Source organism: Kitasatospora sp. NPDC096140 (genome assembly GCF_040303045.1).
In the GTDB taxonomy this organism is placed as follows: domain Bacteria; phylum Actinomycetota; class Actinomycetes; order Streptomycetales; family Streptomycetaceae; genus Kitasatospora.
Map to the genome: position 1 here is coordinate 44,817 of NZ_JBEOUW010000049.1, position 24,355 is coordinate 69,171.

Annotated in this window: 19 protein-coding genes; 7 read left to right on the forward strand and 12 right to left on the reverse strand. The window is 71.4% G+C overall.

Going from position 1 to position 24,355, the window contains the following annotated elements; all coding sequences use genetic code 11:
• Positions 1–33: 33 nt before the first annotated feature.
• Positions 34–447, reverse strand: a complete 414-nt coding sequence (locus ABT048_RS35035; protein WP_350525641.1) for an ATP-binding protein — start codon at positions 445–447, stop codon at positions 34–36.
• 221 nt (positions 448–668) lie between these two features.
• Between ABT048_RS35035 and ABT048_RS35040 the strand changes: the two genes are divergently transcribed.
• From ABT048_RS35040 to ABT048_RS35050, 3 genes are all read left to right on the forward strand, one after another.
• Positions 669–1,943 carry an NsdA family TPR-like regulatory protein gene (locus ABT048_RS35040; protein WP_350525642.1) on the forward strand — a complete coding sequence of 425 codons (1,275 nt, stop codon included), beginning with the start codon at positions 669–671 and terminating at the stop codon, positions 1,941–1,943.
• A 25-nt stretch (positions 1,944–1,968) separates the two neighbouring features.
• Complete coding sequence (locus ABT048_RS35045; protein ID WP_350525643.1) at positions 1,969–2,682, forward strand: creatininase family protein; 714 nt, start codon at positions 1,969–1,971, stop codon at positions 2,680–2,682.
• A 169-nt stretch (positions 2,683–2,851) separates the two neighbouring features.
• Entirely contained in the window at positions 2,852–3,664 is an 813-nt protein-coding gene (locus ABT048_RS35050; protein ID WP_350525644.1) for an SAVMC3_10250 family protein, read from the forward strand.
• Between the two features lie 325 nt (positions 3,665–3,989).
• Here the strand turns inward: ABT048_RS35050 and ABT048_RS35055 are convergent, their stop codons facing one another.
• Positions 3,990–5,933 (reverse strand): TIGR03960 family B12-binding radical SAM protein, encoded by a 1,944-nt coding sequence (locus ABT048_RS35055; RefSeq protein WP_350525645.1) that lies wholly within the window; start codon positions 5,931–5,933, stop codon positions 3,990–3,992.
• Between the two features lie 491 nt (positions 5,934–6,424).
• On the opposite strand from ABT048_RS35055, the gene ABT048_RS35060 reads away from it, so the two are divergent.
• A complete protein-coding gene (locus ABT048_RS35060) occupies positions 6,425–7,726 on the forward strand; it encodes a M14 family zinc carboxypeptidase (protein WP_350525646.1) in 1,302 nt (433 codons plus the stop codon).
• 138 nt (positions 7,727–7,864) lie between these two features.
• On the opposite strand, the gene rodA is transcribed toward ABT048_RS35060, so the two are convergent.
• From rodA to folC, 8 genes are all read right to left on the reverse strand, one after another.
• Positions 7,865–9,064, reverse strand: coding sequence for a rod shape-determining protein RodA (gene rodA / locus ABT048_RS35065; RefSeq protein ID WP_350525647.1), 1,200 nt, complete (start codon positions 9,062–9,064; stop codon positions 7,865–7,867).
• Positions 9,061–11,445 carry a penicillin-binding protein 2 gene (gene mrdA, locus ABT048_RS35070; protein WP_350525648.1) on the reverse strand — a complete coding sequence of 795 codons (2,385 nt, stop codon included), beginning with the start codon at positions 11,443–11,445 and terminating at the stop codon, positions 9,061–9,063. Before mrdA ends, rodA begins: the two co-directional genes overlap by 4 nt.
• A gap of 52 nt (positions 11,446–11,497) precedes the next feature.
• The gene (mreD, locus tag ABT048_RS35075) at positions 11,498–12,136 is read right to left on the reverse strand and encodes a rod shape-determining protein MreD (RefSeq protein WP_350525649.1); all 639 of its coding nucleotides are present in this window, start codon (positions 12,134–12,136) and stop codon (positions 11,498–11,500) included.
• A gap of 3 nt (positions 12,137–12,139) precedes the next feature.
• Positions 12,140–13,075, reverse strand: a complete 936-nt coding sequence (mreC, locus tag ABT048_RS35080) for a rod shape-determining protein MreC (RefSeq protein WP_350525650.1) — start codon at positions 13,073–13,075, stop codon at positions 12,140–12,142.
• Between the two features lie 97 nt (positions 13,076–13,172).
• Entirely contained in the window at positions 13,173–14,198 is a 1,026-nt protein-coding gene (locus ABT048_RS35085) for a rod shape-determining protein (RefSeq protein WP_030256393.1), read from the reverse strand.
• A gap of 321 nt (positions 14,199–14,519) precedes the next feature.
• Positions 14,520–14,933, reverse strand: a complete 414-nt coding sequence (gene ndk, locus ABT048_RS35090; protein WP_030058261.1) for a nucleoside-diphosphate kinase — start codon at positions 14,931–14,933, stop codon at positions 14,520–14,522.
• Between the two features lie 108 nt (positions 14,934–15,041).
• The gene (locus ABT048_RS35095) at positions 15,042–15,395 is read right to left on the reverse strand and encodes a DUF4233 domain-containing protein (protein WP_350525651.1); all 354 of its coding nucleotides are present in this window, start codon (positions 15,393–15,395) and stop codon (positions 15,042–15,044) included.
• Positions 15,396–15,397: 2 nt separating this feature from the next.
• Complete coding sequence (gene folC / locus ABT048_RS35100) at positions 15,398–16,789, reverse strand: bifunctional tetrahydrofolate synthase/dihydrofolate synthase (protein ID WP_350525652.1); 1,392 nt, start codon at positions 16,787–16,789, stop codon at positions 15,398–15,400.
• 287 nt (positions 16,790–17,076) lie between these two features.
• On the opposite strand from folC, the gene ABT048_RS35105 reads away from it, so the two are divergent.
• Both ABT048_RS35105 and wecB read left to right on the forward strand, forming a co-directional pair.
• The gene (locus ABT048_RS35105) at positions 17,077–18,420 is read left to right on the forward strand and encodes an XrtP-associated glycosyltransferase (protein ID WP_502894110.1); all 1,344 of its coding nucleotides are present in this window, start codon (positions 17,077–17,079) and stop codon (positions 18,418–18,420) included.
• Between the two features lie 49 nt (positions 18,421–18,469).
• Positions 18,470–19,624 (forward strand): non-hydrolyzing UDP-N-acetylglucosamine 2-epimerase, encoded by a 1,155-nt coding sequence (gene wecB, locus ABT048_RS35110; RefSeq protein ID WP_350525654.1) that lies wholly within the window; start codon positions 18,470–18,472, stop codon positions 19,622–19,624.
• Positions 19,625–19,724: 100 nt separating this feature from the next.
• Here the strand turns inward: wecB and ABT048_RS35115 are convergent, their stop codons facing one another.
• Positions 19,725–20,249: a hypothetical protein gene (locus tag ABT048_RS35115; protein ID WP_350525655.1), complete on the reverse strand. Its 525-nt coding sequence runs from the start codon at positions 20,247–20,249 to the stop codon at positions 19,725–19,727.
• A gap of 319 nt (positions 20,250–20,568) precedes the next feature.
• Positions 20,569–23,208, reverse strand: a complete 2,640-nt coding sequence (locus ABT048_RS35120; RefSeq protein WP_396551699.1) for a valine--tRNA ligase — start codon at positions 23,206–23,208, stop codon at positions 20,569–20,571.
• A 191-nt stretch (positions 23,209–23,399) separates the two neighbouring features.
• Here ABT048_RS35120 and ABT048_RS35125 point away from each other — a divergent pair, with 191 nt between their 5' ends.
• Positions 23,400–24,212: a hypothetical protein gene (locus tag ABT048_RS35125; protein WP_350525656.1), complete on the forward strand. Its 813-nt coding sequence runs from the start codon at positions 23,400–23,402 to the stop codon at positions 24,210–24,212.
• The last annotated feature ends 143 nt before the right edge of the window (positions 24,213–24,355 follow it).

Below are 24,355 nucleotides of genomic sequence, written 5' to 3' on the forward strand. Positions count from 1 at the left end.
AGCACCGCGACACCGCCCCGGACGCCCTCCTGCTCATTCCACACCGCCTTCCGGGCCCATCAGGGCCCAAACGATCTTTCCGATGCCTTCGAGCCGAGGCGAATGGCCCCACTCCAGGGACAGGGCTTCCACCAGGTTCAGCCCGCGTCCCGAGATGTCGCCGGAGCCGGTGGCGCGCCGGATAGCCGGTTTCTCGCTGCTCGCGTCGTGCACCTCGATGCGCAGGTGGTCGCACACCATCTCGAACCGGACAGCGATCTCGCGCCCCGGCGAAACCCGCGCATGCACAACCGCGTTCGCCACCAGTTCGCTCAGCACGAGCTGGCCGCCACCCGTGAAGGCCTCGTCACCCGGGACGTCCTCAAGGAAGTCGCGCAGGTGGCTTCTGGCTACCGCGGCGGACTTCCGGTGCCGCGCGAGCTTGACCTTGAACGCGGGTATCGCCACGGCCGGACCGTAGGGTTCGGAGCTGCCGCGGGAGTCTCCCGAGCTGATCACGTGCACGCCTCCCGATGGCCAAAGGGCGGCCCGAACCTGGACGTTCCGGCCCTTGACGCCAGGTTGCCGGGAGGGAATGCGGACTTCGTACCCAAGCTGATTACCCAATGTGGGTAAACTCACAGGCAATCAACTTGCTTGCAGCGTCTACGGATCGACAGCCGGGGGCAATGGTGGCCGAGGCACGTGTACCGGACCGGCTTCCCGCGGGCCTGTTGTCCAACCCGGAGATGATCGCTGCGTGTCTAGCACGCGACTTCCCCGCCGTGTTCCGACTTCTCAAGTCCGCCGGGATCTACCCGTCGCTCATCGCTCGTGCCTGTGACATGACACCGAGCCGAGTCGGCGAGGTCATGTCCGGGAAGCGCCGAATCGAAAAGATCGACCTCATCGAGCGGATCGCGGACGGTCTACGTCTCCCCGGCAGCATGCTCGGTCTGGCTTCCCGACCGTGGGAGCAGGAAGCGCCGATCCCGCGGCCTCGCCGTTGCTTGCCCGAGCCGTCTGCCGACAGACGGAGCCTCAATGCTCCGATCGACCCCGAGCTCTTCGTCAGCCATCTGCGCGGTGCGATGCCTGGCCACTACAAGGCCGCAAACCTTCTCGGTTCCCACCACGCTCTCGACGCGGTGACACGGCACGTCCAGCTGCTCGACCGTCTCCAGCAGGAGAGCGGAGGTAGCGCCCGCGACGAACTCCTCACCATCGGTGCCCGCACCGCCGAGTTCCTGGGCTGGCTGAACCAGGACCTCGGGCACTTCGAGCAGGCCCTGTACTGGTCGGACCGCGCGATGGAGTGGGCACAGGAGGCCGGCGACGACGTCATGGCCGCCTACGTGCTCTTCCGGAAGAGCAACCAGGCCACCGCACAGCGCAACGCCCAGAAGGCCGTCAGTCTCGCCCGCGCCGCTCAACGGTCGGTCGGAGCCACGCACCGGATCCGGGCGCTGGCGGCGCAGCAGGAGGCGCAGGGCCACGCGATGATGGGCAACCCGCGCTTCGCACAGGCGAAGTTCGACGAGGCTCACGAGGTCGCCGCCGCGCCGGACGATTCACACGCCGACGACGCTCTTGATCTCGCGTACTGCACGCCGACTTACATCGAGATGCAGCGTGCGAACTGCCTGATCGAGCTGGGCGACCCACACACGGCCGTGGGCATGTTCGAGGCGGAGCTCCGGGTTCTGCCGCCGGTCTACCGCAACGACCAGGGCGTCTATCTCTCCCGGCTGGCGCGGGCCTACGCCGTGTCCGGTGAACCCGAGCAAGCGGCCGCTGCAGCCGACCGCGCGCTGTCGATCGCCATCGACACCGAGTCGGCGCGTGCGATGTCCGAGCTCTCCGCCGCGGGCAAGGCCCTCCAACGATGGAGCGCCGTGCCCGAAGTAGCCACGTTCACCAGCCGCTTGACCCTGATGAGCAGCGGGACCCCTCTCGACCGCTGATGACCTGATGAGAGAGGCTGAGCCCATGGACGCACTGATCACGGCCGCTACCTCCGCGGACGAACGCCGGCGCGGCGCCAAGATCGCCGTACTACCGGTCGGCAGCTTCGAGCAGCACGGCGATCATCTGCCGCTCACGACCGACACAATCGTCGCCAGCCTGATCGCCCAGCGGATCGCCACCGACCACGACCTGTTCCTTCTGCCGCCCATCACGCTGTCCTGCTCACACGAGCACGCCCACATGCCGGGCACTGTCAGCATCAGCGCGGCCACGCTCTACGCCGTGATCAACGACACATGGGAGTCCCTCCGGGCGTCCGGCGTCCCCGGCCTGCTGATCGTGAACGGGCACGGCGGGAACTACGTCCTCTCGAATGTGGTCCAGGAGGCCAACACCTCCGGCCCGCGCGTCGCTCTCTTCCCCGTCCGCGAGGACTGGCATCGCGCCCGCGAAGCCGCCGCCCTGGAAAGCACCGGCGCCGAGGACATGCACGGCGGCGAGCTGGAGGTGTCCCTCCTCCTTCACGGCGCGCCGCACCTCGTCCGCGACGGCATCGAGGGCGACGACCACGACGCCCCGGAACGCCCTCACCTCCTCACCCTGGGTATGGCCGGCTACACCCGGAACGGCATCATTGGCCGCCCGTCGCTCGGAACGGCAGAAAAGGGCGAAGCCCTCTTGGAGAGCCTGTCCAAGTCGGCCGCCGCCCATCTGTCACTCATTCGGGGTAGCTAGCAGCTGCAAGCCACCACCCGAAGGCGGGAGAGCCCGCCAAAGGGATCGCGTCCGCCCGAAGCCTCAGTCCGCCCACATCGTTGAGTAACCAGACCCATACGGGTCATCGCCCGCCTGGCACAGGAACCTCCTGCGCCAGGCGGACGCGGCTACAAACCGTGGAGGGGCGATGCAGGAACTTCACGAGCTCCACTACCTGTCGACCGCGAAACTTGCAGAGTTTCGGAGGACTCTCCCGCGCGGAGGTACGGGGAGGGCGGTTGAAGCAGAAGCATCAATGCTTGGTGCCAGCGCCCGTCTGTCTGTGGGAGAGAGGGCAGCAAACGACCTTCCAGCTACCCCCAGCCTGGAGGAAGTGGTGGCCCACCTCCGGGAGAAGACTTGGGCGTACAACAAGGTGCCCGACTCTTGCGAGTCGCTGATGACCCGAGACTGGATGGAGTTCACCGGGCGCTTTCGGTTCGGGCGAGGTCTGAGCGACGTCGGTCTCAGGGATTGCGGGGTGTATGCGTACGTCTCGATCGAGGACGAGCCTTGCCACCAGCAAAGAGGCGCACCCTGCTCTGGTGTGGAGCTCATCCTGTGTGGATCTATCCAGCATGTCCTGGAGCATCGCGACGCAAGAGCCACCCGCACGGGATCGGGTTCGGACTGGCTCCACGATCTTGCGGCTGAACTCGTGGAGAGGGAGGCCCGAGGTGACACATCGTTTCCCGATAGGTTGGCCTCCACGCGCTTCAGCGATCAAGAGTTCGCAGCTCGCTCCTGCTACTCGATGCTGTCGTGGCATCTGGACGGTCCTGCCTATCTGCACGGGTATGCCCGTGTGCTGTGCAACTTCCCGCCTGATCAGTGGCAGCACCGAATGATCGTGGCAACACCGCTGTTCGTTGAAGCCGGCACGCGTCCCACCCCGGCAGCTTCCGTTTCGCAGAGAGCCTTGCCATCCCGGTGGTGGCAACGCTGGCGGCCGCGACGGTAGGCGTCGTCCTCGGTTGGTGGTGCACCCCTGTCTCCATGGTTTCCCCACCCGCAAGCCGGTAGAGCCCTCCCCGAAAGATTCGGGGAGGGCTCTACGCGTGCTCTCAAGGCCTCAGACCCACTCGATCGAGGACTCGATGCCCGGGGCACTCCGGGCGGCGGGCAGAGGGGTCCTCTGACCGCCTTGCCGGGCCTCCCTGAGGGCGAGGGCGGGCCCGCCCGGGGCGCGCGTCATGCCGAGCGCACCCAGGACGAGCTCCCGCTCACCCTCCGAGAGGCTGTGAAGTAAGTCACACAGCTCGCTCACCGTGTCACTCACGCGCCGCCTACTTCTGCTGGTCAGCGCCGCCGACGACCGTCAGCGGGAGCAGCTTCTTGCCCGTCGGGCCGATTTGTATGGTCGTGTCCATCTGGGGGCACACGCCGCAGTCGAAGCACGGCGTCCAGCGGCAGTCGTCGACCTCGACCTCCTCCAGCGCGTCCTGCCAGTCCTCCCAGAGCCAGTCCTTGTCGAGGCCGCTGTCCAGGTGGTCCCAGGGCAGCACCTCCTCGTAGGTGCGCTCGCGGGTGGTGTACCAGTCGACGTCGACGCCGGTGCCGGCCAGGCCCTTCTCGGCGCACGCCATCCACCGGTCGTACGAGAAGTACTCGCGCCAGCCGTCGAAGCGGCCGCCGTCGTCGTAGACCGCGCGGATGACCGCGCCGACCCGGCGGTCACCGCGGGAGAGCAGGCCCTCGATGATGCCCGGCTTGCCGTCGTGGTAGCGGTAGCCGATGTTCTTGCCGTACTTGCGGTCGCCGCGGATCGAGTCGCGCAGCTTGGCCAGACGGGCGTCGGTGGCCTCGGCGGACAGCTGCGGGGCCCACTGGAACGGGGTGTGCGGCTTGGGCACGAACCCGCCGATGGAGACGGTGCAGCGGATGTCGTTCTGGCCGGTGACCTCGCGGCCCTTCTGGATGACGTTCTTCGCCATCTCGCCGATCTGGAGCACGTCCTCGTCGGTCTCGGTCGGCAGGCCGCACATGAAGTACAGCTTCACCTGGCGCCAGCCGTTGCCGTACGCGGTGGCGACGGTGCGGATCAGGTCCTCCTCCGACACCATCTTGTTGATCACCTTGCGCATGCGCTCGCTGCCGCCCTCGGGGGCGAAGGTGAGGCCCGAGCGGCGCCCGTTGCGGGACAGCTCGTTGGCGAGGTCGATGTTGAAGGCGTCGACGCGGGTGGACGGCAGCGACAGGCCGATCTTGTCCTCGGTGTAGCGGTCCGCCAGGCCCTTGGCGATGTCACCGATCTCGGTGTGGTCGGCGCTGGACAGCGACAGCAGGCCGACCTCCTCGAAGCCGGTCGCCTTCAGCCCGCGCTCGACCATCTCGCCGATGCCGGTGATGCTTCGCTCCCGCACGGGGCGCGTGATCATGCCGGCCTGGCAGAAGCGGCAGCCGCGGGTGCAGCCGCGGAAGATCTCCACGGACATGCGCTCGTGCACCGTCTCCGCGAGCGGGACCAGCGGCTGCTTCGGGTACGGCCACTCGTCCAGGTCCATCACGGTGTGCTTGGACACCCGCCACGGCACGCCCGGGGCGTTCGGCACGACGCGGCCGATCCGGCCGTCGGCCAGGTACTCCACGTCGTAGAACCTGGGGACGTACACGCCGCCGGTGCGGGCCAGCCGCAGCAGCACCTCGTCGCGCCCGCCCGGGCGGCCCTCGGCCTTCCAGGCGCGGATGATCTCGGTGATGTCGAGCACGGCCTGCTCGCCGTCACCGACCACCGCCGCGTCCAGGAAGTCCGCGATCGGCTCCGGGTTGAAGGCCGCGTGGCCGCCGGCCAGGACGATCGGGTCCTCGTCGGTGCGGTCCTTGGCCTCCAGCGGGATGCCGGCCAGGTCGAGCGCGGTGAGCATGTTCGTGTAGCCGAGCTCGGTGGAGAACGACAGGCCGAACACGTCGAAGGCCTTCACCGGGCGGTGGGCGTCCACGGTGAACTGCCGGACGTCGTGCTCGCGCATCAGCGCTTCGAGGTCCGGCCAGACGCTGTAGGTGCGCTCGGCGAGCACGCCCTCGCGCTCGTTCAGCACCTCGTAGAGGATCATGACGCCCTGGTTGGGCAGCCCGACCTCGTAGGCGTCGGGGTACATCAGCGCCCAGCGGACGTCGCAGGCGTCCCAGTCCTTGACGGTCGAGTTGAGCTCGCCGCCGACGTACTGGATCGGCTTCTGGACGTGCGGGAGGAGGGCCTCCAGGCGTGGGAAGACCGATTCGACAGTCATGTACTAGGAACCCTTACGACGTGATTCGGTGCCGCGAGTCGGCACGGGAGGGGTGACCCTCAAGGGTAGCCCAATCCGGGGATCGGGCCGTCTGCCCCGGAGCACGGGCCCTCCGCGCTCCGGCGCGACCCGGCATTTCGGCGCCCGCCCCGGCACGCGCAGTGCGCGCCCGCCGCCCGGTACCGTCCGCCGTTGACACGCCCGGACGGCCCGTGCGGTACTGACAGGGCTCCGCCAAGAAGCCCTGTGCCCCTTCCGGACAAGGGAGTTGGGTCGTACGCTCGGCCCTCGTCGGAGTTCCCCCGGCGCTGCCCTCTCCCTCCCCCCGCACACGGCCCAGTCCACCCTCACCAGGCCCGTCCCGTGTCCGCCCGGCCGCCGTCCCCGGCCCGCGGTGCCCCGTCCCCCGCCCGCACCCCGTGCGTGGCGGCGCACCGGCGTTCCCGCGCTCCGGCGGCCGTGCGAGCCGTGCGACCGGCGCAAGGAGAACCATGACCGACACCGGTCGGCGGATCCGCCCCCTCCGGACCCTCGACGCCCGGCCGGCCCGCTACCCCACGCCGGCCCAGGCCGAGTGCGCCGCCCGGCGGCTCGCCCTGCGCCACCCGGACCGCTGCCGGCTGCGCGAGGTGGGCCGCTCCCGGGCCGGGCGACCGCTGCTGCTGCTCTCGGTCGACCGCGGCCCGCGCGCCGTCCTCGTGGTCGGCGGCCCGCACCCCAACGAGCCGGTCGGCACCGCCGGGGCGGTCCGGCTGGCCGAGCTGCTGCTGGACCGCCCCGCCCGCCCCGGCCTCTCCTGGCACCTGCTGCTGTGCCTCGACCCGGACGGCGCCGCGCTCAACGCCGGCTGGCTGGACGGCCCGCTCACCATGCGCCGCCACTACGAGCACTTCTTCCGCCCGGCCTTCGAGGAGCAGCCCGAGCTGCTGCCCGCCCCCGGCACGGGCCGCCCGCCGATGCCGGAGAGCCTGGCGCTCACCGACCTCATCGACGAGCTGCGCCCGTTCCTGCAGTGCTCGCTGCACGGGGTGGACTTCGGCGGCGCCTTCGTCCAGCTCACCGGCCCGGTGCCCGGACTGTCCGAGCGCTTCGCCCGCTCCGCCGAACGGGCCGGCCTCCCGCTCGACGTGGACTCCTACGACGCGATCGGCTGGGCCAGCCCCGCCCCCGGCACGTACCTGATGCCGGCCCCGGACAGCGCCGGGGTCTCCCGGGCGCTGCCGGACGAGCCCGAGCTGTCCACCTGGGCCTACGCCGCCCGGCTCGGCGCCGTCACCGCCGTCCTGGAGGTCCCGATGTGGGCCGTGGACGCGGTCGGTGACGCCCGCCCCCACCCGGCCGGGCCGCAGGCCCTCACCTCCGCCGCCCGCGACCTCACCGCGCGCGCCGAGGAGCTCACCGCCCTGCTCGCCCGCGTCCCCGCGCACGGCCACGAGGCGTACGGCCCGTTGCTGCGCACCGCGGAGTTCAGCCTGGCGGTGGCACCGCGGGTGGCACAGGAGTGGCTGGAGCGCTGGCGTCCCGAGCCGCTCTCCTGCTCGCGGGTGACGACCGCCGGGCTGGTGGCGGCCCGGCTGCCGTTGCGGGCGGGGTCGATCCTGCTGCGCCTGCTGGCGGACGCCCGGGGCCCGGGCGCGGAGGCGGCCCGCGAGCGTGCCCGCGCCGTGGTCGCCGACAGCCTGGACCGGCTGCGCCACCGCTTCGGCGCCCGCTGGGTGCCGGTGCAGGAGCAGCTGGCGCACCAGTCGAGGGCCGTCCTCACGGCCGCCGACTGCCTGCTCCAGACGCCCTGAGGCGCCGCCGACCGCCGTCGGCCGCCCTCACGGCCACCCCGATCGCCGTCGACCGCCGCCGAGCGCCGCGCGGGCAGACGAAGGGCAAGACGAAGGGCCGGCCCGGGAGTCCCCGGACCGGCCCCGCCGTGCACCCGCTCAGGCCGCTATCGGCCGTTGGCTGCGAACCGCCTGGAGCAGCCCGACGGCCATCCAGTTCGCGAACATCGAGGACCCGCCGTACGAGACGAACGGCAGCGGGATGCCCGCGACCGGCATGATGCCCAGGCACATCCCTATGTTCTCGAAGGCCTGGAAGGCCAGCCAGGCGATGATCCCCGCCGCCACGATCGTGCCGTAGAGGTCGGTCGCCTGCCGGGCGATCCGGCAGGCCCGCCACAGCACCACGCCGACCAGCAGGATGATCGCCAGCGCGCCGACGAAGCCCAGTTCCTCACCGGCGACGGTGAACACGAAGTCGGTCTGCTGCTCCGGCACGAACTGCCCGGTGGTCTGCGTCCCGTGGAACAGGCCCTTGCCGGTCAGCCCGCCCGAGCCGATCGCGATCCGGGCCTGCGCGGTGTTGTAGCCGACGCCGTTCGGGTCCAGCTGCGGGTTGGCGAAGGCGGCGAAGCGGTCGATCTGGTACTTGCTCAGCAGCCCGAACTTCCAGATCGCCACGCACCCGGCGGCGCCCGCCACCAGCAGTCCGAGGACCCAGCGGTTCGCTGCCCCGGAGCCGAGCAGGATGCCCAGCACGATCGCGGCCATCACCATCACCGAGCCGGCGTCCGGCATCAGCAGCACTATGCCCATCGGCACCCCGGCCCAGAGCAGGCCGCGGAACACGGCCCGGTGCGAGGGGAACTCCCGCTCCCCCGCGTCCACCTGGTCCGACAGCACGACCGCCATCGCCAGGACGATCGCGAGCTTCGCGAACTCGGCGGGCTGGATGGAGAAGCCGCCGCCGAGCTGGATCCACGAGTGCGCGCCGTTGATGGTCGAGCCCAGCGGGCTGAGCGTCGCCAGCAGCAGCATGAGCACGCCGACGTACAGGAACGGGACGATGGTGCGGAAGCGGCGACTCCCTATCGCTATCACCACGGAGCACAGCACCAGGCCGACCACGAAGTTCGTCAGGTGCCGGTACAGGAAGTACTGCGGGTCCCCGTGGGTGAGCGAGTCGCGTCCGCGGGTGGCCGACCAGACCAGCAGCGAGCTGCCGGCCGAGAGGGCCAGCGCGGCCAGCAGCAGTATCCAGTCCAGCCGCCAGAGCGTGGAGTCCTTGGCGAGGGCCTTGGAGACCCCGTTGCGCTGCGGGGCGAGCCGCAGCTGCCGGTAGGAGCCGTAGGAGGTCATGCCCGTCCCCTTCCCGGGCCGCGGCCGGGTTCGAGCGCGGCGTCGGCCGCGGTGTACGACGCCGGGCGGTCGGTCGGCGGTGCCTGGTCGAGGTAGGCCGCCGCCGGGGCAGGGGCGGCCTGCGCCGGGTCGAGCAGCGTCGGCAGCGGCGCGGAGGCCGTGGCGGAGGCCGGGACCGGCGCGGAGGCCGACGCGGCGGGCACGGTGGCCCCGGCGGGCACGGTGACCGGGCCGACCGGGGCGCCGACGGCCGGGGTCGTGCCGGCGGTGAAGGCGGCCGGCTTGATGATCGCGGTGCCGTCCGGGTTGAACTTCGGCAGCTCGGCCTGCGGCGCGGTCAGCAGCGCCTTGCCGTTGTCGACGTTGCCCTTGTCGTCCACGCCGTACAGCGCCTGGTAGATCCGGCGGACGGCGTCGCCGGAGCCGCCGGAGCCGGTGCCGCCCTGGCTTATCGTCATGACGATCGCGTAGTCCTTGCTGTACGTGGTCAGCCAGGAGGTGGTCTGCTTGCCCTCGACCTCGGCGGTGCCGGTCTTGGCGTGCAGCGCGATCTTGTCCTGCGGCCAGCCCGCCCCGGCGAACTTCCAGGCGGCGGTGCCGCTGGTGATGACGCCGGCGGTGGCCTGGTCGATGTAGCTGAGCAGCTTCTGGTCGCCGGGGAACTTGGCGTCCGCCTGCGGGGCGATCTCGCGCACGAGCTCCCCGCCCGGGCTTATCACCGCCTTGGCGATGGTCGGCCGGTAGAACGTGCCGCCGTTGGCCAGTGCCGAGTAGATCCGGGCCATCTGGACCGGGGTGACGAGCGTGTCGCCCTGGCCGATCGCGAAGTTGACGGCGTCACCGGCGCGCATCTGGTAGCCGTCGACGCAGTTCTCCTTGGCGATCTGGTCGGAGAAGCTGTTGCCGCCCTTCTTCGCCTGGGCGCACCAGGCGTCCTTGTTGTTGTCGAAGAAGGACTGCTTCCACTGCCGGTCCGGGACGCGGCCGGTCACCTCGGCCGGCAGGTCGATGCCGGTCTTGGCGCCGAGGCCGAACTCGTGGGCGGTCTTGAAGAACCAGTCGGCCGGGTCCTTCTTCGGCTTGATGCCGCCGTCCTTCAGCCACTGGTCGTTCGCCAGGCCGTAGAAGACGGTGTCGCAGGAGACTTCGAGCGCCTTCTCCAGGGTGATGGAGCCGAAGCTCTCGCTCTCGAAGTTCTTGAACTCGCGACCGCCGATGGTCATGCTCTTCGGGCACGGGTAGGTGCCGTCCAGCGGGTAGCCGGCCTGCACGGCGGCGGTGGTGGAGATGACCTTGAAGGTCGAACCGGGGGCGGACTGACCCTGTATGGCGCGGTTCAGCAGCGGGAAGTTGGAGTCCTTGCTGGTCAGCGACTGGTAGTCCTTGCCGGTGATGCCGCCCACCCAGAGGTTCGGGTCGTAGGTCGGGGCGCTCGCCATGGCGATGATCCGGCCGGTGTGCACGTCCATCACGACGGCGGCGCCGGAGTCGGCCTCGTAGTTGCGGTTGGTGACCTTGTCGAAGGTGTTCCGGGCGTCCGACATGGCCTGGGCCAGGTTGTCCTCGACGACCTTCTGCACCCGGGCGTCGATGCTGGTGACCAGGTTGTCGCCGGTCTTCGGGGCGACGGCGCCGGCGGTGCCGATCACCCGGCCGAGGTTGTCCACCTCCAGCTTGGTGATCCCGGCGGTGCCGCGCAGGTCGCGGTCGTACACCGACTCCAGGCCGGCCCGGCCGATCTGGTCGGCCGGCAGGTAGCGGTCCAGGCCGCTCTTGTCGGCGGTCTTGCTGACCTCCTCGTCGGTGACCGGCGAGAGGTAGCCGAGCACCTGGGCCATGTTGGCGCCCTCGGCGCCGGTGTAGCGGCGCACGGCGGTGGGCTGCGCGGTGATCCCGGGGAAGTCCTCGCGGCGCTCCATTATCTGCATCGCCTGCTGGGTGGTCGCTTCCTTGGTGACCGGGATCGGCTGGTAGGGCGAGCCGTTCCAGCAGGGCTGCGGGGTCTTGGCGTCGCAGAGCCGGACCTTCTCCTGCACGTCCTTGGCGGGCATCCCCAGGACCTCGGCCAGCCGGGACAGCACCCCCTTGCCGCCGTCCTTCTGCTGCAGCAGGGAGGTGCGGCTGACCGAGACCACCAGCCGGGTCTCGTTGCCGGCCAGCACCCGCCCGGAGGCGTCCAGGATCTCGCCGCGGACGGCCGGTTCGACCACCTCGCGGATGTGGTTGCCGGTCGCCTTGGCGGTGTACTCCTTGGCGTTGCGGATCTGCAGGTACCACAGCCGCCCGCCGAGGGTGGCGAGCAGCGACAGCACCAGGATCTGCAGCACCACCAGACGGATCGTCACCCGCCGGGTGCGGCCGGTCTCGGGGATGTTGCTCACGTCTCGTGCGCTCCAGGATGCGGGGGAGGTCGGGAGGTCGGGGCCGGACCGGTTACGGGCGGCGGGCGAAGCCGGGTACGCGCCGCTTCTTGTAGGAGGGGCCGGAGGAGACCTCGCGGGTGGTGCGGTAGCGGGCCAGCGTGCCCAGGCCCGGGCCGCCCTGGTCGTCGTCGGCGGCGGCCACCGGGTCGCGCCCGAAGCGGCGGCCGAGCAGCATCACCAGCGGCACCACGAACGGCGCCAGCAGCAGGTCGTACAGCAGGGCGCTGATCACCAGGCCGCCGAGGCCGACGTGCCGGGCGGCGGTGTCGCCGACCAGGGCGCCGACCAGGGCGTACAGCAGCGTGGAGGCGACCGCGGCGGCGCCCACCACCAGGAGCGCGCTGGAGACGGAGCGCTGGCGGCCGTGCTCGGGGCGCAGCAGTCCGGCGGCGTAGCCCATCAGGCAGAGCACCAGTGCGTAGCGGCCGATGGCGTGGTCGGAGGGCGGCGCGAGGTCGGCCAGCAGGCCGCCCGCGAAGCCGACGAGGCAGCCGCCGGTGGGTCCGTAGACCATGGCGAGGCCGACCACGACGAGCAGCAGTATGTCCGGGGTGGCTCCCGGGAGCTGGAGCCGGCCGAAGACGCTGACCTGGAGGATCAGGCCGAAGAGGATCAGGCCGACGGAGACGGGGATGCGGGCGAGGCGCATGGCTCAGTTCCCCCCATTGGGCTTGGCGGGCGGGGCGGCGGGCGCGGTGGCCGGGGCCTGGCCCGGGGCGGGCGCGGCGGGGGCCGGCGGCAGCACGGCGTCGCGGGGGTCGGCGCGCGGCGGTACGACCACGACACCGACCAGGTCCAGCCGGGTGAACTGGACGAAGGGCTCGACCAGGACGGTCTTGGTGAGCTGGCCCGCGTTGGCCTGGACCTCGGTGACCTTGCCGATGGGGACGCCGGGCACGAACGGGCGGCCGCTCTGCGAGCCGAAGGTGACCAGCCGGTCGCCGGGCTTGACCTGGGCCTTGCCGTTGAGCAGGGAGACCTTCATGGGGCTGTCGCCGCCGCCGGAGGCGAAGCCGATCTCGCCGGTGCCCTCCAGGCGGGTGCCGGCCGAGAAGCCGGGGTCGGAGGCGAGCAGCACGGTGGCCGTGGTCGGGCCGACGGTGGTGATCCGGCCGACCAGGCCCTGACCGTTGATCACGGTCATGTCGCGGGTGAGGCCGTCGTCGCTGCCGGCGTCGATGGTGATGGTCCAGGAGAAGCCCTGGGCCGGGCCGATCGCGATGACCTGGGCGGCCTTGACGGTGTATCCGCCGGCGCCCGCGGTGCGCAGCAGGTCGTCGAGTTGTTTGGTGCGCCCGGCGGCCATGTCGGAGGAGGCGAGCTTCTGCCGCAGTTCGGTGTTCTCGCGGGCGAGCTGGTCGGTGCGGCCGCTGTTGGTGGCGGCGTCCCGGAAGGCCCGGACGGTGTCGGCGACGGGGTCGACGACGGTGGCGGCGCCGCGTTCGACGGGGCCGAGGACGCCGGCGGCCGCGTGCCGGGCCGGGCCGAGCGGGGAGTCCTCACCGCCCTTGATGTCGACGGTGATCAGCGCGAAGGCGACGGCCACCAGCAGGATGAGCAGCAGCCGGCTCTCTCGTGTGTCCCTCACGGTGCTGGTACTGCCCCTTCGTACCTGGCGGCCGCCGGGGGCGGGGGGGCCGGGGCGGCGGCCCGTTCAGTCGTGTCGGATGTCGTGGTGCGTGGTGCTAACGGCGCGGCTGAGCGTCGAGTACCTGCTGGAGCGCCTCGAATTCCTCGACGCACTTGCCGGAGCCGAGCGCGACGGAGTCGAGCGGGTTCTCGGCGATGTGGATCGGCATGCCGGTCTCGCGGCGCAGTCGCTCGTCGAGGCCGCGGAGCAGGGCGCCGCCGCCGGTGAGCACGATGCCGCGGTCCATGACGTCGCCGGCCAGCTCGGGCGGGCACTGGTCGAGGGTGGTCTTGACCGCGTCGATGATCGAGTTGACCGGCTCGTCGATGGCCTCGCGGACCTCGGCGGCGGAGATGACGACGGTCTTGGGCAGGCCGCTGACGAGGTCGCGGCCGCGGATCTCGGCGTGCTCGTCCTTCTCGCCCTCCAGGCCGAAGGCGCTGCCGATGCTCATCTTGATCTGCTCGGCGCTGCGCTCGCCGAGGAGGAGCGAGTACTCCTTCTTGATGTGCTGGACGATCGCGTTGTCGAGTTCGTCGCCGGCCACCCGGATGGACTGGGCGGTGACGATGCCGCCGAGGGAGATGACCGCGACCTCGGTGGTGCCGCCGCCGATGTCGACGACCATATTGCCGGTGGCCTCGTGGACGGGCAGGCCGGCGCCGATGGCGGCGGCCATGGGCTCCTCGATGATGTGCACCTGGCGGGCGCCGGCCTGCGAGGAGGCCTCGATGACGGCGCGGCGCTCGACGCCGGTGATGCCGGAGGGCACGCAGACGACGACGCGCGGGCGGGCGAGGTAGCGGCGGCGGTGGATCTTGAGGATGAAGTACCGCAGCATCCGCTCGGTGATCTCGAAGTCGGCGATGACGCCGTCCTTGAGCGGGCGGATGGCGACGATGTTGCCGGGGGTGCGGCCGATCATCTTCTTGGCCTCGGCGCCGACCGCGAGGATGCCGCCGGTGTTGGTGTTCACCGCGACGACCGACGGCTCGTTCAGGACGATGCCCTTGCCCCTGACGTACACCAGCGTGTTGGCAGTTCCGAGGTCGATCGCCAAGTCGCGGCCGATGAACGACAGGTTGCTCGCCATGGGGTGTGGGTGCCTTCCCGGGCTCGGAGTTCATGGTGGGTGGACGACTGCGTGCGCCCACGCTTGGGCGGAGACCAGCTGAGCTGCCTTACCGGGCCCGTGAGTCGCGTCCATCGTAGTCACGCCGCGCGGTACGGACGTCGAGGTGGGGCATAGCGTCCATTGTCCGGAGCGTGATCGCTTCTCCGAGGATTGGGACGACGTGTCGGCAGCCCCAGTTCCCTATTTCACGATAAGAATGCCCCGGCCGGGCCAATGGTCCCGACCGGGGCAGTCCCTAGGTCCTCCGGGCGTGTCGCCCGGCCCGGCTCAGGCGTGCGCCGGGAAGAAGATCTTGATCTCGCGCTCGGCGGACTCCGGGGAGTCGGAGGCGTGGATCAGGTTCTCGCGGGTGATCGTCGCGTAGTCGCCGCGGATGGTGCCGGCCCCGGCCTCCAGCGGGTTGGTGGCGCCGGCCAGCATGCGGATGCCGGGCACGACCTCCTCGCCCTCGACGATCAGCGCGATCGACGGGCCGGAGGTCATGAACTCCAGCAGCGGCTCGTAGAACGGGCGGCCGACGTGCTCCGCGTAGTGCAGCTCCAGCGTCGCCCGGTCGAAGGTGCGCAGCTCGACGGCGGCGAGCTTCCAGCCGGCCTTGCGCTCGATGCGGCTGATGATCTCGCCCGCCAGGCCGCGGCGGACGGCGTCGGGCTTGAGCAGGACGAGAGTGCGCTGGGACACGGTGCGTCTCCTGGGGAATCGGTTCGGCAGACAGTCGGGTCGACGCGGGGGCCGACACGGCAGAGGTTACCTTGCGTACACGGCGTGTCGGTGCGCCAGTCCTGCCGCTCAGGCCTGTACGGCGGCGGCCTCGGTGGCGGCGGCGCGGGCGGCCTTGAAGTCGTCCACCTTGCGGCCGTAGTGCACCGAGCACCACCACAGGCCGGCGAAGACGACGCCGAGGCCGAACATGGTCGGCAGGACGAAGCCGCTGGCGATCAGGCCGATCTGCAGCGCCCAGCCGATCTGCACCGCGCCGGGGCGGTTGATCATGCCGCAGAGCACGATGCACAGGGCCATCGCGATGCCGCTGACCGTCCAGATCTCCCCGTTGGAGACGTCGGTGAGCCGCATCGCGACCAGGGCCGCGAACATGATCAGCAGCGCTTCGCCGATCAGTGTCGAGGAGCAGAGCGTCCTCATGTTCACTTCCTCCCGAGCAGCAGGCGGGCCTCGCCCACCGTGATGACCGAACCGGTGACCAGCACCCCGGCGCCACCGAGGTCGCCCTCCTCCTCGGCGAGGGTGACGGCGGCGGCGATGGCGTCGTCGAGGCGGGGCTCGACCTGGACGCGGTCCTCACCGAAGACCTCGACGGCGAGGGCGGCGAGCTCGTCGACGTCCATCGCGCGGTGCGTGGAGTTCTGGGTGATGACGACCTCGGCCAGGATCGGCTCGAAGGCCTCCAGCACGCCGGCCACGTCCTTGTCGCCGGAGGTGCCGATCACGCCGACGAGCCGGGTGAAGCCGAAGGACTCGGTGAGCGCGGCGACGGTGGCGCGGGCGCCGTGCGGGTTGTGCGCGGCGTCCAGGACGATCGTGGGGCTACGGCGGACGACCTCCAGGCGGCCCGGCGAGGAGACGCCGGAGAAGGCCTGGCGGATCTTGTCGACGTCGAGCTGCCCGCCGCGGGCGCCGCCGACGCCGAAGAAGGCCTCGACCGCGGCCAGTGCGAGCGCCGCGTTGTGCGCCTGGTGCTCACCGTGGAGCGGGATGAAGACGTCCTCGTACTCCTCGCCGCCGAGTCCGCGCAGCGTCACCAGCTGGCCGCCGACGGCGAGTTCGCGGCGGATCACGCCGAACTCCATGCCCTCGCGGGCGACGGTGGCGTCGACCTCGACGGCGTGGCGCAGGATGGTCTGGGCGGCGTCCAGCTGCTGCTGGGCGACGACGGCGACGGCGCCGGACTTGATGATCCCGGACTTCTCGACGGCGATCTCGCCGGTGGTCTCGCCGAGCTTGTCGGTGTGGTCGAGGCCGATCGGGGTGATCACGGCGACGGAGGCGTCGATGACGTTGGTGGCGTCCCAGGAGCCGCCCATGCCGACCTCGACCACGGCGACGTCCACCGGCGCGTCGGCGAAGGCGGCGTACGCCATGCCGGTCAGCACCTCGAAGAAGGACATCGGCACCGGCTGCGCCGCGTCGACCATCCGCACGTAGGGCTCGATGTCGCGGTAGACCTCGACGAAGCGCTCGGGGCTGATCGGAGCGCCGTCCAGGCTGATCCGCTCGGTGACGGACTCCACGTGCGGGCTGGTGTAGCGGCCGGTGCGCAGCTCGAAGGCGTTGAGCAGCTGCTCGATCATCCGGGCGGTGGAGGTCTTGCCGTTGGTGCCGGTGATGTGGATGGAGGGGAAGGACCGCTGGGGCTGGCCCAGGATGTCCATCAGCGCCTCGATGCGGTCGAGCGAGGGCTCCAGTTTGTTCTCCGGCCAGCGCTCGGAGAGTTCCACCTCGACGTCCCGCAGGGCGTCGCCGGTGCCGCCGTCGGCGGGGCGGATGGTGTACGGGTTCGGGTCGGCCTTGTCGCTCACGACCACAGTCTACGGAGCGCTGGCGGGGGTTCCTCACAGGGTGAGGGCGGGGGTGAGAACGACCACTTTGTCCAGTCTTTGCCTGTCGCTTCCAGTTTGATCCCTTTACTATCTATTTAGCGAATCCGACCCGCAATGAAGCATCGATTCGCAGCCGATAGGAGCCGCCAGCCTTTGATCACGAGGAGCACTGCGCCATGCCCGACGCCCTGCACGACTGGATCACGCTTCGCCAGGACGCCGTCGTCTGGGTCGCCGGACTGATCTCCCTGGCCCTCGTGGCCTACATGGCGCTCGTCTTCGGACGCTTCCTCGTGTACTGGGCCGGCTCCCGCCACGCGTACCTGCGCAACCGGCCCGCCGAGCCCGGCGACCCCGCCGCCTTCCGGTGGCACCTGGTGATCCCCTGCCGCGACGAGGAGGCCGTGGTCACCCAGACCCTGGACGGCCTGCGGGCCGGTGCGCCCGAAGCCCACCTGTGGGTGATCGACGACGACAGCGAGGACGCCACCCGCGAACTGGTGCTCGCCGCGGCCGCCCGCGACCCGCGCGTCCACCTCGTCCAGCGCCGCCGCCCGCACGCCCGGATCGGCAAGGGCGCCGCCCTCAACGCCGCCTACCGGGAGATCTCCGCCTGGCTCCCCGAGGACACCGACCGCTCCCGCGTGGTGATCGGCGTGGTCGACGCCGACGGGCAGCTCGACCCGGGCACCCTCGCCCAGGTCTGCAACGACAAGGCCCTCGGCCGCCCCGACACCGGCGCCGTCCAGATCGGCGTCCGGATGCGCAACGCCGACGACGAACGCCCGCTGCCCGGGCGCGGCCGCACCGCCAACGCCCTCGCCCGCGCGCTGGTGCGGATGCAGGACGTGGAGTTCCAGGCCAACAACGCCGGCATGCAGCTGCTGCGCCGGCGCACCGGCAGCGTCGGCCTCGGCGGCAACGGCCAGTTCGTCCGGCTCACCGCCCTCGACTCGCTGACCGCCGAGGAGGGCCGCGCCGGACGCCCCTGGCCCGAGCGCGCGCTCCTGGAGGACTACGAGTCCGGCCTGGACCTGCGCCTGGCCGGCTGGCGGCTCACCCACGTCACGGAGACCCAGGTCTCCCAGGAGGGCCTGGTCTCGCCGCGCCGCTTCCTCACCCAGCGCACCCGCTGGGCCCAGGGCAACATGCAGTGCCTGCGCTACACCGGCCGGGTCCTGCGCTCCCCGCACTACACCCGGGCCGGCAAGGCCGAGGTCATGTACACCTTCCTGCAGCCCGTGGTCTGCGTGCTGCTGGTGCTGCTGTTCCCGCTCTCGCTCGGGATCACCGCCGCCGGGCTGGTGCTCTTCCCCGCCGAGACCGCCGACTTCCAGCTCAGGTTCGGGCCGTGGATGCTGCTGGTCCTCGTACTCGCCACGCTGCCGATGGTGTTCTGGGGCCTCGCCTACCGCAAGGCCGTCCACCCCGACCGCAGCCGGCTCACCGGCCTCCTCTGGGGCGTCCTGGTCTGGCTCTACGCCTACCACCTCTTCGTGGTCGCCGCCCGGGCCGCCGTCCGGCTGCTGCTCGGCCGCAACGGCTGGGCCAAGACCCGCCGCAACGCCGAGAAGGTCGCCGTCGGCGCCCCCACCGCGCTCGAATCCTGAGCCGCCCCTCCCCCGCGCTTCCTCCCCACTCCCCCACCGGAGCCCCCGCATGAGCACGTGCCTGCCCCCGTCCAGCGTCGCCGTCGTCCTCGGGACCCGCCCCGAGCTGGTCAAGCTCGCCCCGCTGATCCACGAACTCGGCGACGCCACCCGGCTGGTGCACACCGGCCAGCACTGGGACGAGGCGATGTCCGGCCGCTTCCTGCGCGACCTGGGCCTGCCCCGGCCCGAGCTGCTCACCGGCGTCGGCGGCCGCCCCCGGGCCGGCCAGATCGCCCAGTCCCTGGGCCAGCTGGACGCCGCCTTCGCCGAGGACCGCCCCGCCGCCGTGGTCGTCCAGGGCGACACCAACGCCACCCTCGCCGGGGCGCTGGCCGCCAACGCCCGGGAGATCCCGCTGGTCCACGTCGAGGCCGGGCTGCGCAGCTTCGACCGGGCGATGCCCGAGGAGCACAACCGGGTGATGGTCGACCACGTCTCCGACCTGCTCTGCGCCGCCACCGACGACAACGTCGCCAACCTGCGCGCCGAGTCGCTGGCCGAGGACCGGATCGAGCTCACCGGCAACACCGTCGTCGAGGTGGTCCGACGCCGGCTGCCGGACGCCGCCGCCCGCGCCGCGCTGCTCGCCGCGCACGGAATGCGCCCGGACGGGTACGTCCTGGCCACCGTGCACCGCCCGGAGAACACCGACACCGCCGAGGCGCTCGGCGCCGTGCTCGCCGAGCTGGACCGGATCGCCCGGGCCGGCACCCCGGTGCTGTTCCCGATGCACCCGCGCACCAGGGCCGCCGTCGAGCGCTTCGGCCTGGAGGGCCTGCTGGAGCGGCTGGCCGTCACCGGCCCGGTCGGCTACGGCGACTTCCTGGGCCTGGCGAGCCGTGCGGCGCTGCTGGTCTCCGACTCCGGCGGCGTGCAGGAGGAGTGCACCGTGCTCGGCCGGCCGCTGCTGGTGGTGCGCCGCTCCACCGAGCGCCCGGAGGCGGTCGCGGCCGGCTTCGCCGCACTGGTGCAGCCCGGCGAGGAGCTGGGCGAGCTGGCCCGCGCCTGGCTCTCCGACACCCCCGAGCGCCTCGCCCGGCTCGCGGCCACCCCGAGCCCGTACGGCGACGGCCTCGCCTCCGCCCGGATCGCCGCGCTGACCGCCGCGCTCGCCGGGGCCGCCGACTTCGCCGAGCCCGCGGCGCCGCTGCTGGCGGCCTGAGGCACCGACGGGCCGGACCGGATCAAGTCCCTTTCACCGGAGGGGACTTGTCGACCATCAGCGCCCGCGCGCCGCGGCGATGCCCCGGTCGCGCCGCGGGTCAGACCCCGGCCCGGGCCTCCGGCACGTGGGCGGCGCCGCCGTGCCTGCGGCGCAACTCGGCGGTGATCTCGGCCAGTTCGCCCTCGGGCAGCAGCGGCAGCATCATCGCCACGCCCTGCAGCAGCCCGCCCAGCAGGAAGGTGGTGTCGGCCGTCGAGGCGACCAGCCCGCGGACCTCGGCCACCTCGCCGGCCGCGACCGCCTCGATCAGCCGGGCGGCGTTGGCGCTCTCCTCGTCCACCGCGACCGCGCCGGTGTCGGCCGGAGCGCGCCGGGCCATCGACCGCAGCACCCGGTCGCCCACCTCGGGGGCGTAGGCCTTGCGGACGGCCTCGGCGGCGATCCAGGCGAGCAGGGTGGTCACCTCGCGCCCGGCGTGCTCGGCGAAGAGCATTTCCAGCTCGTGGTCGAACGCGACCTGGTTGCCGTGCCGGAAGGCGAGCAACAGGGTCGCCGCCCTGGCCTTGGCCTCATCGACCGCCTCGGCAGGCAGTTCGTCGGCCAACTCCTCGGTCACCACCACGCCATGCCCTCCCGTCCGTCGCCCCGTCGGGAACACCCCGCAGGGACGCTCAGCAGAAACGCCTTCGGAAACTCCGTGCACACCGTACACATCCGACCTGCAAACTTCCGCGAACGCGCGCGGGCAAGACCGGAATCAATTCGCTCGGAATAGGACCTCACCCGGTCCAGGATGAATATTCGCCGGAAGGGAGCAATGTTGCTGCGCTATTAGGCGTAACGAAAGCCCCCCGACGCGCCGCCGGGCGCGGAACCCGCGAAACGCCGAGGGGCCGCACCCCGCGCGTCGCGGAGTGCGGCCCCTTGCGGGCGGTACGGGCTCAGCCCTGCGGCAGCGCCGCCAGCTGGGCGGTGATCCGGGCGATGTCCGCCTCGGCAGCCTCCTGGCGGCCCTTGATCTTGGCGACCACCTCATCCGGCGCCTTGGCGAGGAACGCCTCGTTGCCGAGCTTGGCGGTGGTCTGCGCCTTCTCCTTCTCGGCGGCCGCGAGGTCCTTGGCGAGGCGCTTGCGCTCCGCCGCGACGTCGATGGTGCCGGAGAGGTCCAGCGACACGGTGGCGCCGGCGACCGGGAGCGAGGCGGTGGCCGAGAAGCCCTCCTCGGGGGCGGTCAGCCGCAGCAGCGAGCGGATCGCGTCCTCGTGGGCGGCCAGCGCGGTGCCGTCCAGCTCCAGGGCGGCCGGGACGCGCTGGCCCGGCTTGAGGCCCTGGTCCGTACGGAAGCGGCGGACCTCGGTGACGACCTGCTGCAGCGTGGCGATCTCCGCCTCGGCCGCGGCGTCGCGGAAGCCGCTGTCCTTCGGCCAGTCGGCGATGACCACCGACTCGGCGCCGGTCAGCGTCGTCCACAGCGTCTCGGTGACGAACGGCACGATCGGGTGCAGCAGGCGCAGCGTGACGTCCAGGACCTCGCCGAGCACCCGGCGCGCGGCGTCGGCCTGCGGGCCGCCCTTGGCCAGGGTGGTCTTGGAGAGCTCGACGTACCAGTCGAACACCTCGTCCCAGGCGAAGTGGTACAGCGCCTCGGAGAGCTTGGAGAACTGGTAGTCCTCGTACAGCCCGTCCACCTCGGCGACGGTGCTGTTCAGGCGCGACAGGATCCAGCGGTCGGCCGCGGTCAGCTCCTCCGGCGCGGGCAGCGGGCCCTCGACGGTGGCGCCGTTCATCAGCGCGAAGCGGGTGGCGTTCCAGATCTTGTTGGCGAAGTTGCGGGCCGCCTGGACCCAGTCCTCGCCGATCGGCACGTCGACGCCCGGGTTGGCACCGCGTGCCAGCGTGAAGCGCAGCGCGTCGGAGCCGTACTTGTCCATCCAGTCCAGCGGGTTGACGACGTTGCCGAAGGACTTCGACATCTTCTTGCCGTTCTGGTCACGGACCATGCCGTGCAGCGCGATGGTGTGGAACGGCGGGGTGCCGTCCATCGCGTAGAGGCCGAACATCATCATCCGGGCGACCCAGAAGAACAGGATGTCGTAGCCGGTGACCAGGACGGAGTTCGGGTAGAACTTCGCCAGGCTCTCGGTCTGCTCCGGCCAGCCGAGCGTGGAGAACGGCCAGAGGCCGGAGGAGAACCAGGTGTCCAGGACGTCGGTGTCCTGGTGCCAGCCCTCGCCGGCCGGCGGCTGCTCGTCGGGGCCGACGCAGACGACCTCGCCGTTGGGGCCGTACCAGACCGGGATGCGGTGGCCCCACCACAGCTGGCGCGAGATGCACCAGTCGTGCAGGTTGTCGACCCAGTCGAAGTACCGCTTCTCCATCTCCTGCGGGTGGATCTTGACCTTGCCGTCGCGGACGGCGTCGCCGGCGGCCTTGGCGAGCGGGCCGACCTTGACCCACCACTGCATGGACAGCCGCGGCTCGATGGTGGTCTTGCAGCGCGAGCAGTGGCCCACCGAGTGGACGTACGGGCGCTTCTCGGCGACGATCCGGCCCTCGGCGCGCAGCGCGGCGACGATCGCCGAGCGGGCCTCCAGGCGGTCCAGGCCGAGGAACGGGCCGTGCACGGTGATGACGGCGTGCTCGTCCATGACCGCGATGTTCGGCAGGCCGTGGCGCTGGCCGATCTCGAAGTCGTTCGGGTCGTGCGCGGGCGTCACCTTGACGGCGCCGGTGCCGAACTCCGGGTCGACGTGGGCGTCGGCGACGATCGGGATGCGGCGGCCGGTCAGCGGCAGCTCGATCTCGGTGCCGACCAGGTGCTTGTAGCGCTCGTCCTCCGGGTGGACGGCGACCGCGGTGTCGCCCAGCATCGTCTCGGCGCGCGTGGTGGCGACGACGATGGAGTTCTCGCCCTCGCCGTAGCGGATCGAGACCAGCTCGCCGTCGTCGTCCTGGTACTCCACCTCGATGTCGGAGATGGCCGTCAGGCAGCGCGGGCACCAGTTGATGATGCGCTCGGCGCGGTAGATCAGCTCGTCGTCGAAGAGCTTCTTGAAGATGGTCTGGACGGCCTGGGACAGGCCCTCGTCCATCGTGAAGCGCTCGCGGGACCAGTCGACGCCGTCGCCCAGGCGCCGCATCTGGCCGGAGATCTGGCCGCCGGACTCCGCCTTCCACTTCCAGACGCGCTCGACGAAGGCCTCGCGGCCCAGGTCGTGGCGGGACTTGCCCTCCTTGGCGAGCTCACGCTCGACCACGTTCTGGGTGGCGATGCCGGCGTGGTCCATGCCGGGCTGCCACAGGGCCTCGTAGCCCTGCATGCGCTTGCGGCGGACCAGGGCGTCGATCAGCGTGTGCTCGAAGGCGTGGCCCAGGTGCAGACTGCCGGTGACGTTCGGCGGGGGGATGACGATGGTGAACGGAGGCTTGTCGCTCTTCGCGTCGGCGCTGAAGTACCCACGCTCCACCCAGCGCTCGTACAGCTCGCCCTCTACGTCCGCGGGGGTGTAGGTCGTCGGGAGGGTTGCTGCTTCGTCCCCGGCGGAGGTGCTCACGGGGTGCTGGTTCGTCGTGTCGGTCACGACGCACAGTTTACGTAACCGGGGGGGCGGGTTACGAACCGCTTTCGGTCCGCGGACGCGCCACGCCCGAACGGGCCCGTGTCCGGCGCCGTGCGGTAGCGTGCCCGGGCACTCGTCCGGTTGACCGGACGTGCACGGAACGACTCCACACCGAGACAGGCCGCGGGTGCGGCGGGGGAGCACAGACGCAGATGTACGGCCAGGGACAGCAGTATCCGCAGGGACAGCCGCCGCAGCAGCCCTACGGGGGGCCGCCGCCGCAGTACGGCGCCCCGCAGCAGCCTTACGGCGCTCCGCAGCCCCAGTACGGCTACCCGCCGCAGCAGCCCTACGGCGCGCCCCAGCAGCCGTACGGCGCGCCGCCGCAGGCTCCGTACGGGCAGCCGGGCTACCCGGTGGCGCCGCCGTCGAAGGGCAAGGGCGGCCTGGTCATCGGCCTGGTGGTCGGCGCGCTGGTGCTGGGCGGCGGCGGCTTCGCCGCGTGGAAGTTCCTCGGCGGCAGCGACTCGGGCGGCAAGTACAAGATCACTTCGCCGCAGACCCTGGCCGACGGCTACGTCCAGAAGTCGTCCAAGGAACAGGCCGCCGACATGAGCAAGCCCGAGGCGTCCAAGCTCGGCACGGACCTCCACGTCCTGGTCGCCAGCTACAGCAAGGGTTCGGACGCGATGGACACCTTCTCGGTGATCGGCGTCTACGGTGACCTCAACGACCCCGGGCAGATCATCGAGGACTCCAAGAAGGACAGCGGCGGCCTGTCCGTGTCGATGACCGACTTCCCGGCGCAGGACGCCAACAACTCCTCGGCGAAGCTCTCCTGCGGCACGTCGACCATGCTCGGCAAGCCCGGCCCCACGATCTGCGTGTGGGCGGACAAGTCCACCACCGGTCGGGTCTCCTTCACCAAGCTCAGCCTGAGCGGCGGCAGCAGCCAGGCGCTCACCGCGGAGCAGGCGGCCGCCAAGACCCGGACCATCCGCGACGCCATGGTCGTCGCCAGGTAGCACCCGCGCCGGCCGGCGCACGCACGCGAGGGGCCCCGCCCCCGCTCCCGGGGGGGGCCCCTCCGGGGGTCGGGCGCGGGGGCGGCGCGCTGGGCGGGGCGCGCGGGGGTGTGGAGTGAGAGGGGGAGGGGGGGGGGGCTGGG

Coding starts and splice junctions, on each gene's coding strand:
- ABT048_RS35040 (WP_350525642.1), top strand. CDS start 669: ATGGTGGCCGAGGCACGTGTACCGGACCGGCTTCCCGCGGGCCTGTTG.
- ABT048_RS35045 (WP_350525643.1), top strand. CDS start 1,969: ATGGACGCACTGATCACGGCCGCTACCTCCGCGGACGAACGCCGGCGC.
- ABT048_RS35050 (WP_350525644.1), top strand. CDS start 2,852: ATGCAGGAACTTCACGAGCTCCACTACCTGTCGACCGCGAAACTTGCA.
- ABT048_RS35055 (WP_350525645.1), bottom strand. CDS start 5,933: ATGACTGTCGAATCGGTCTTCCCACGCCTGGAGGCCCTCCTCCCGCAC.
- ABT048_RS35060 (WP_350525646.1), top strand. CDS start 6,425: ATGACCGACACCGGTCGGCGGATCCGCCCCCTCCGGACCCTCGACGCC.
- rodA (WP_350525647.1), bottom strand. CDS start 9,064: ATGACCTCCTACGGCTCCTACCGGCAGCTGCGGCTCGCCCCGCAGCGC.
- mreD (WP_350525649.1), bottom strand. CDS start 12,136: ATGCGCCTCGCCCGCATCCCCGTCTCCGTCGGCCTGATCCTCTTCGGC.
- ABT048_RS35095 (WP_350525651.1), bottom strand. CDS start 15,395: ATGAGGACGCTCTGCTCCTCGACACTGATCGGCGAAGCGCTGCTGATC.
- ABT048_RS35105 (WP_502894110.1), top strand. CDS start 17,077: ATGGCGCTCGTCTTCGGACGCTTCCTCGTGTACTGGGCCGGCTCCCGC.
- wecB (WP_350525654.1), top strand. CDS start 18,470: ATGAGCACGTGCCTGCCCCCGTCCAGCGTCGCCGTCGTCCTCGGGACC.
- ABT048_RS35125 (WP_350525656.1), top strand. CDS start 23,400: ATGTACGGCCAGGGACAGCAGTATCCGCAGGGACAGCCGCCGCAGCAG.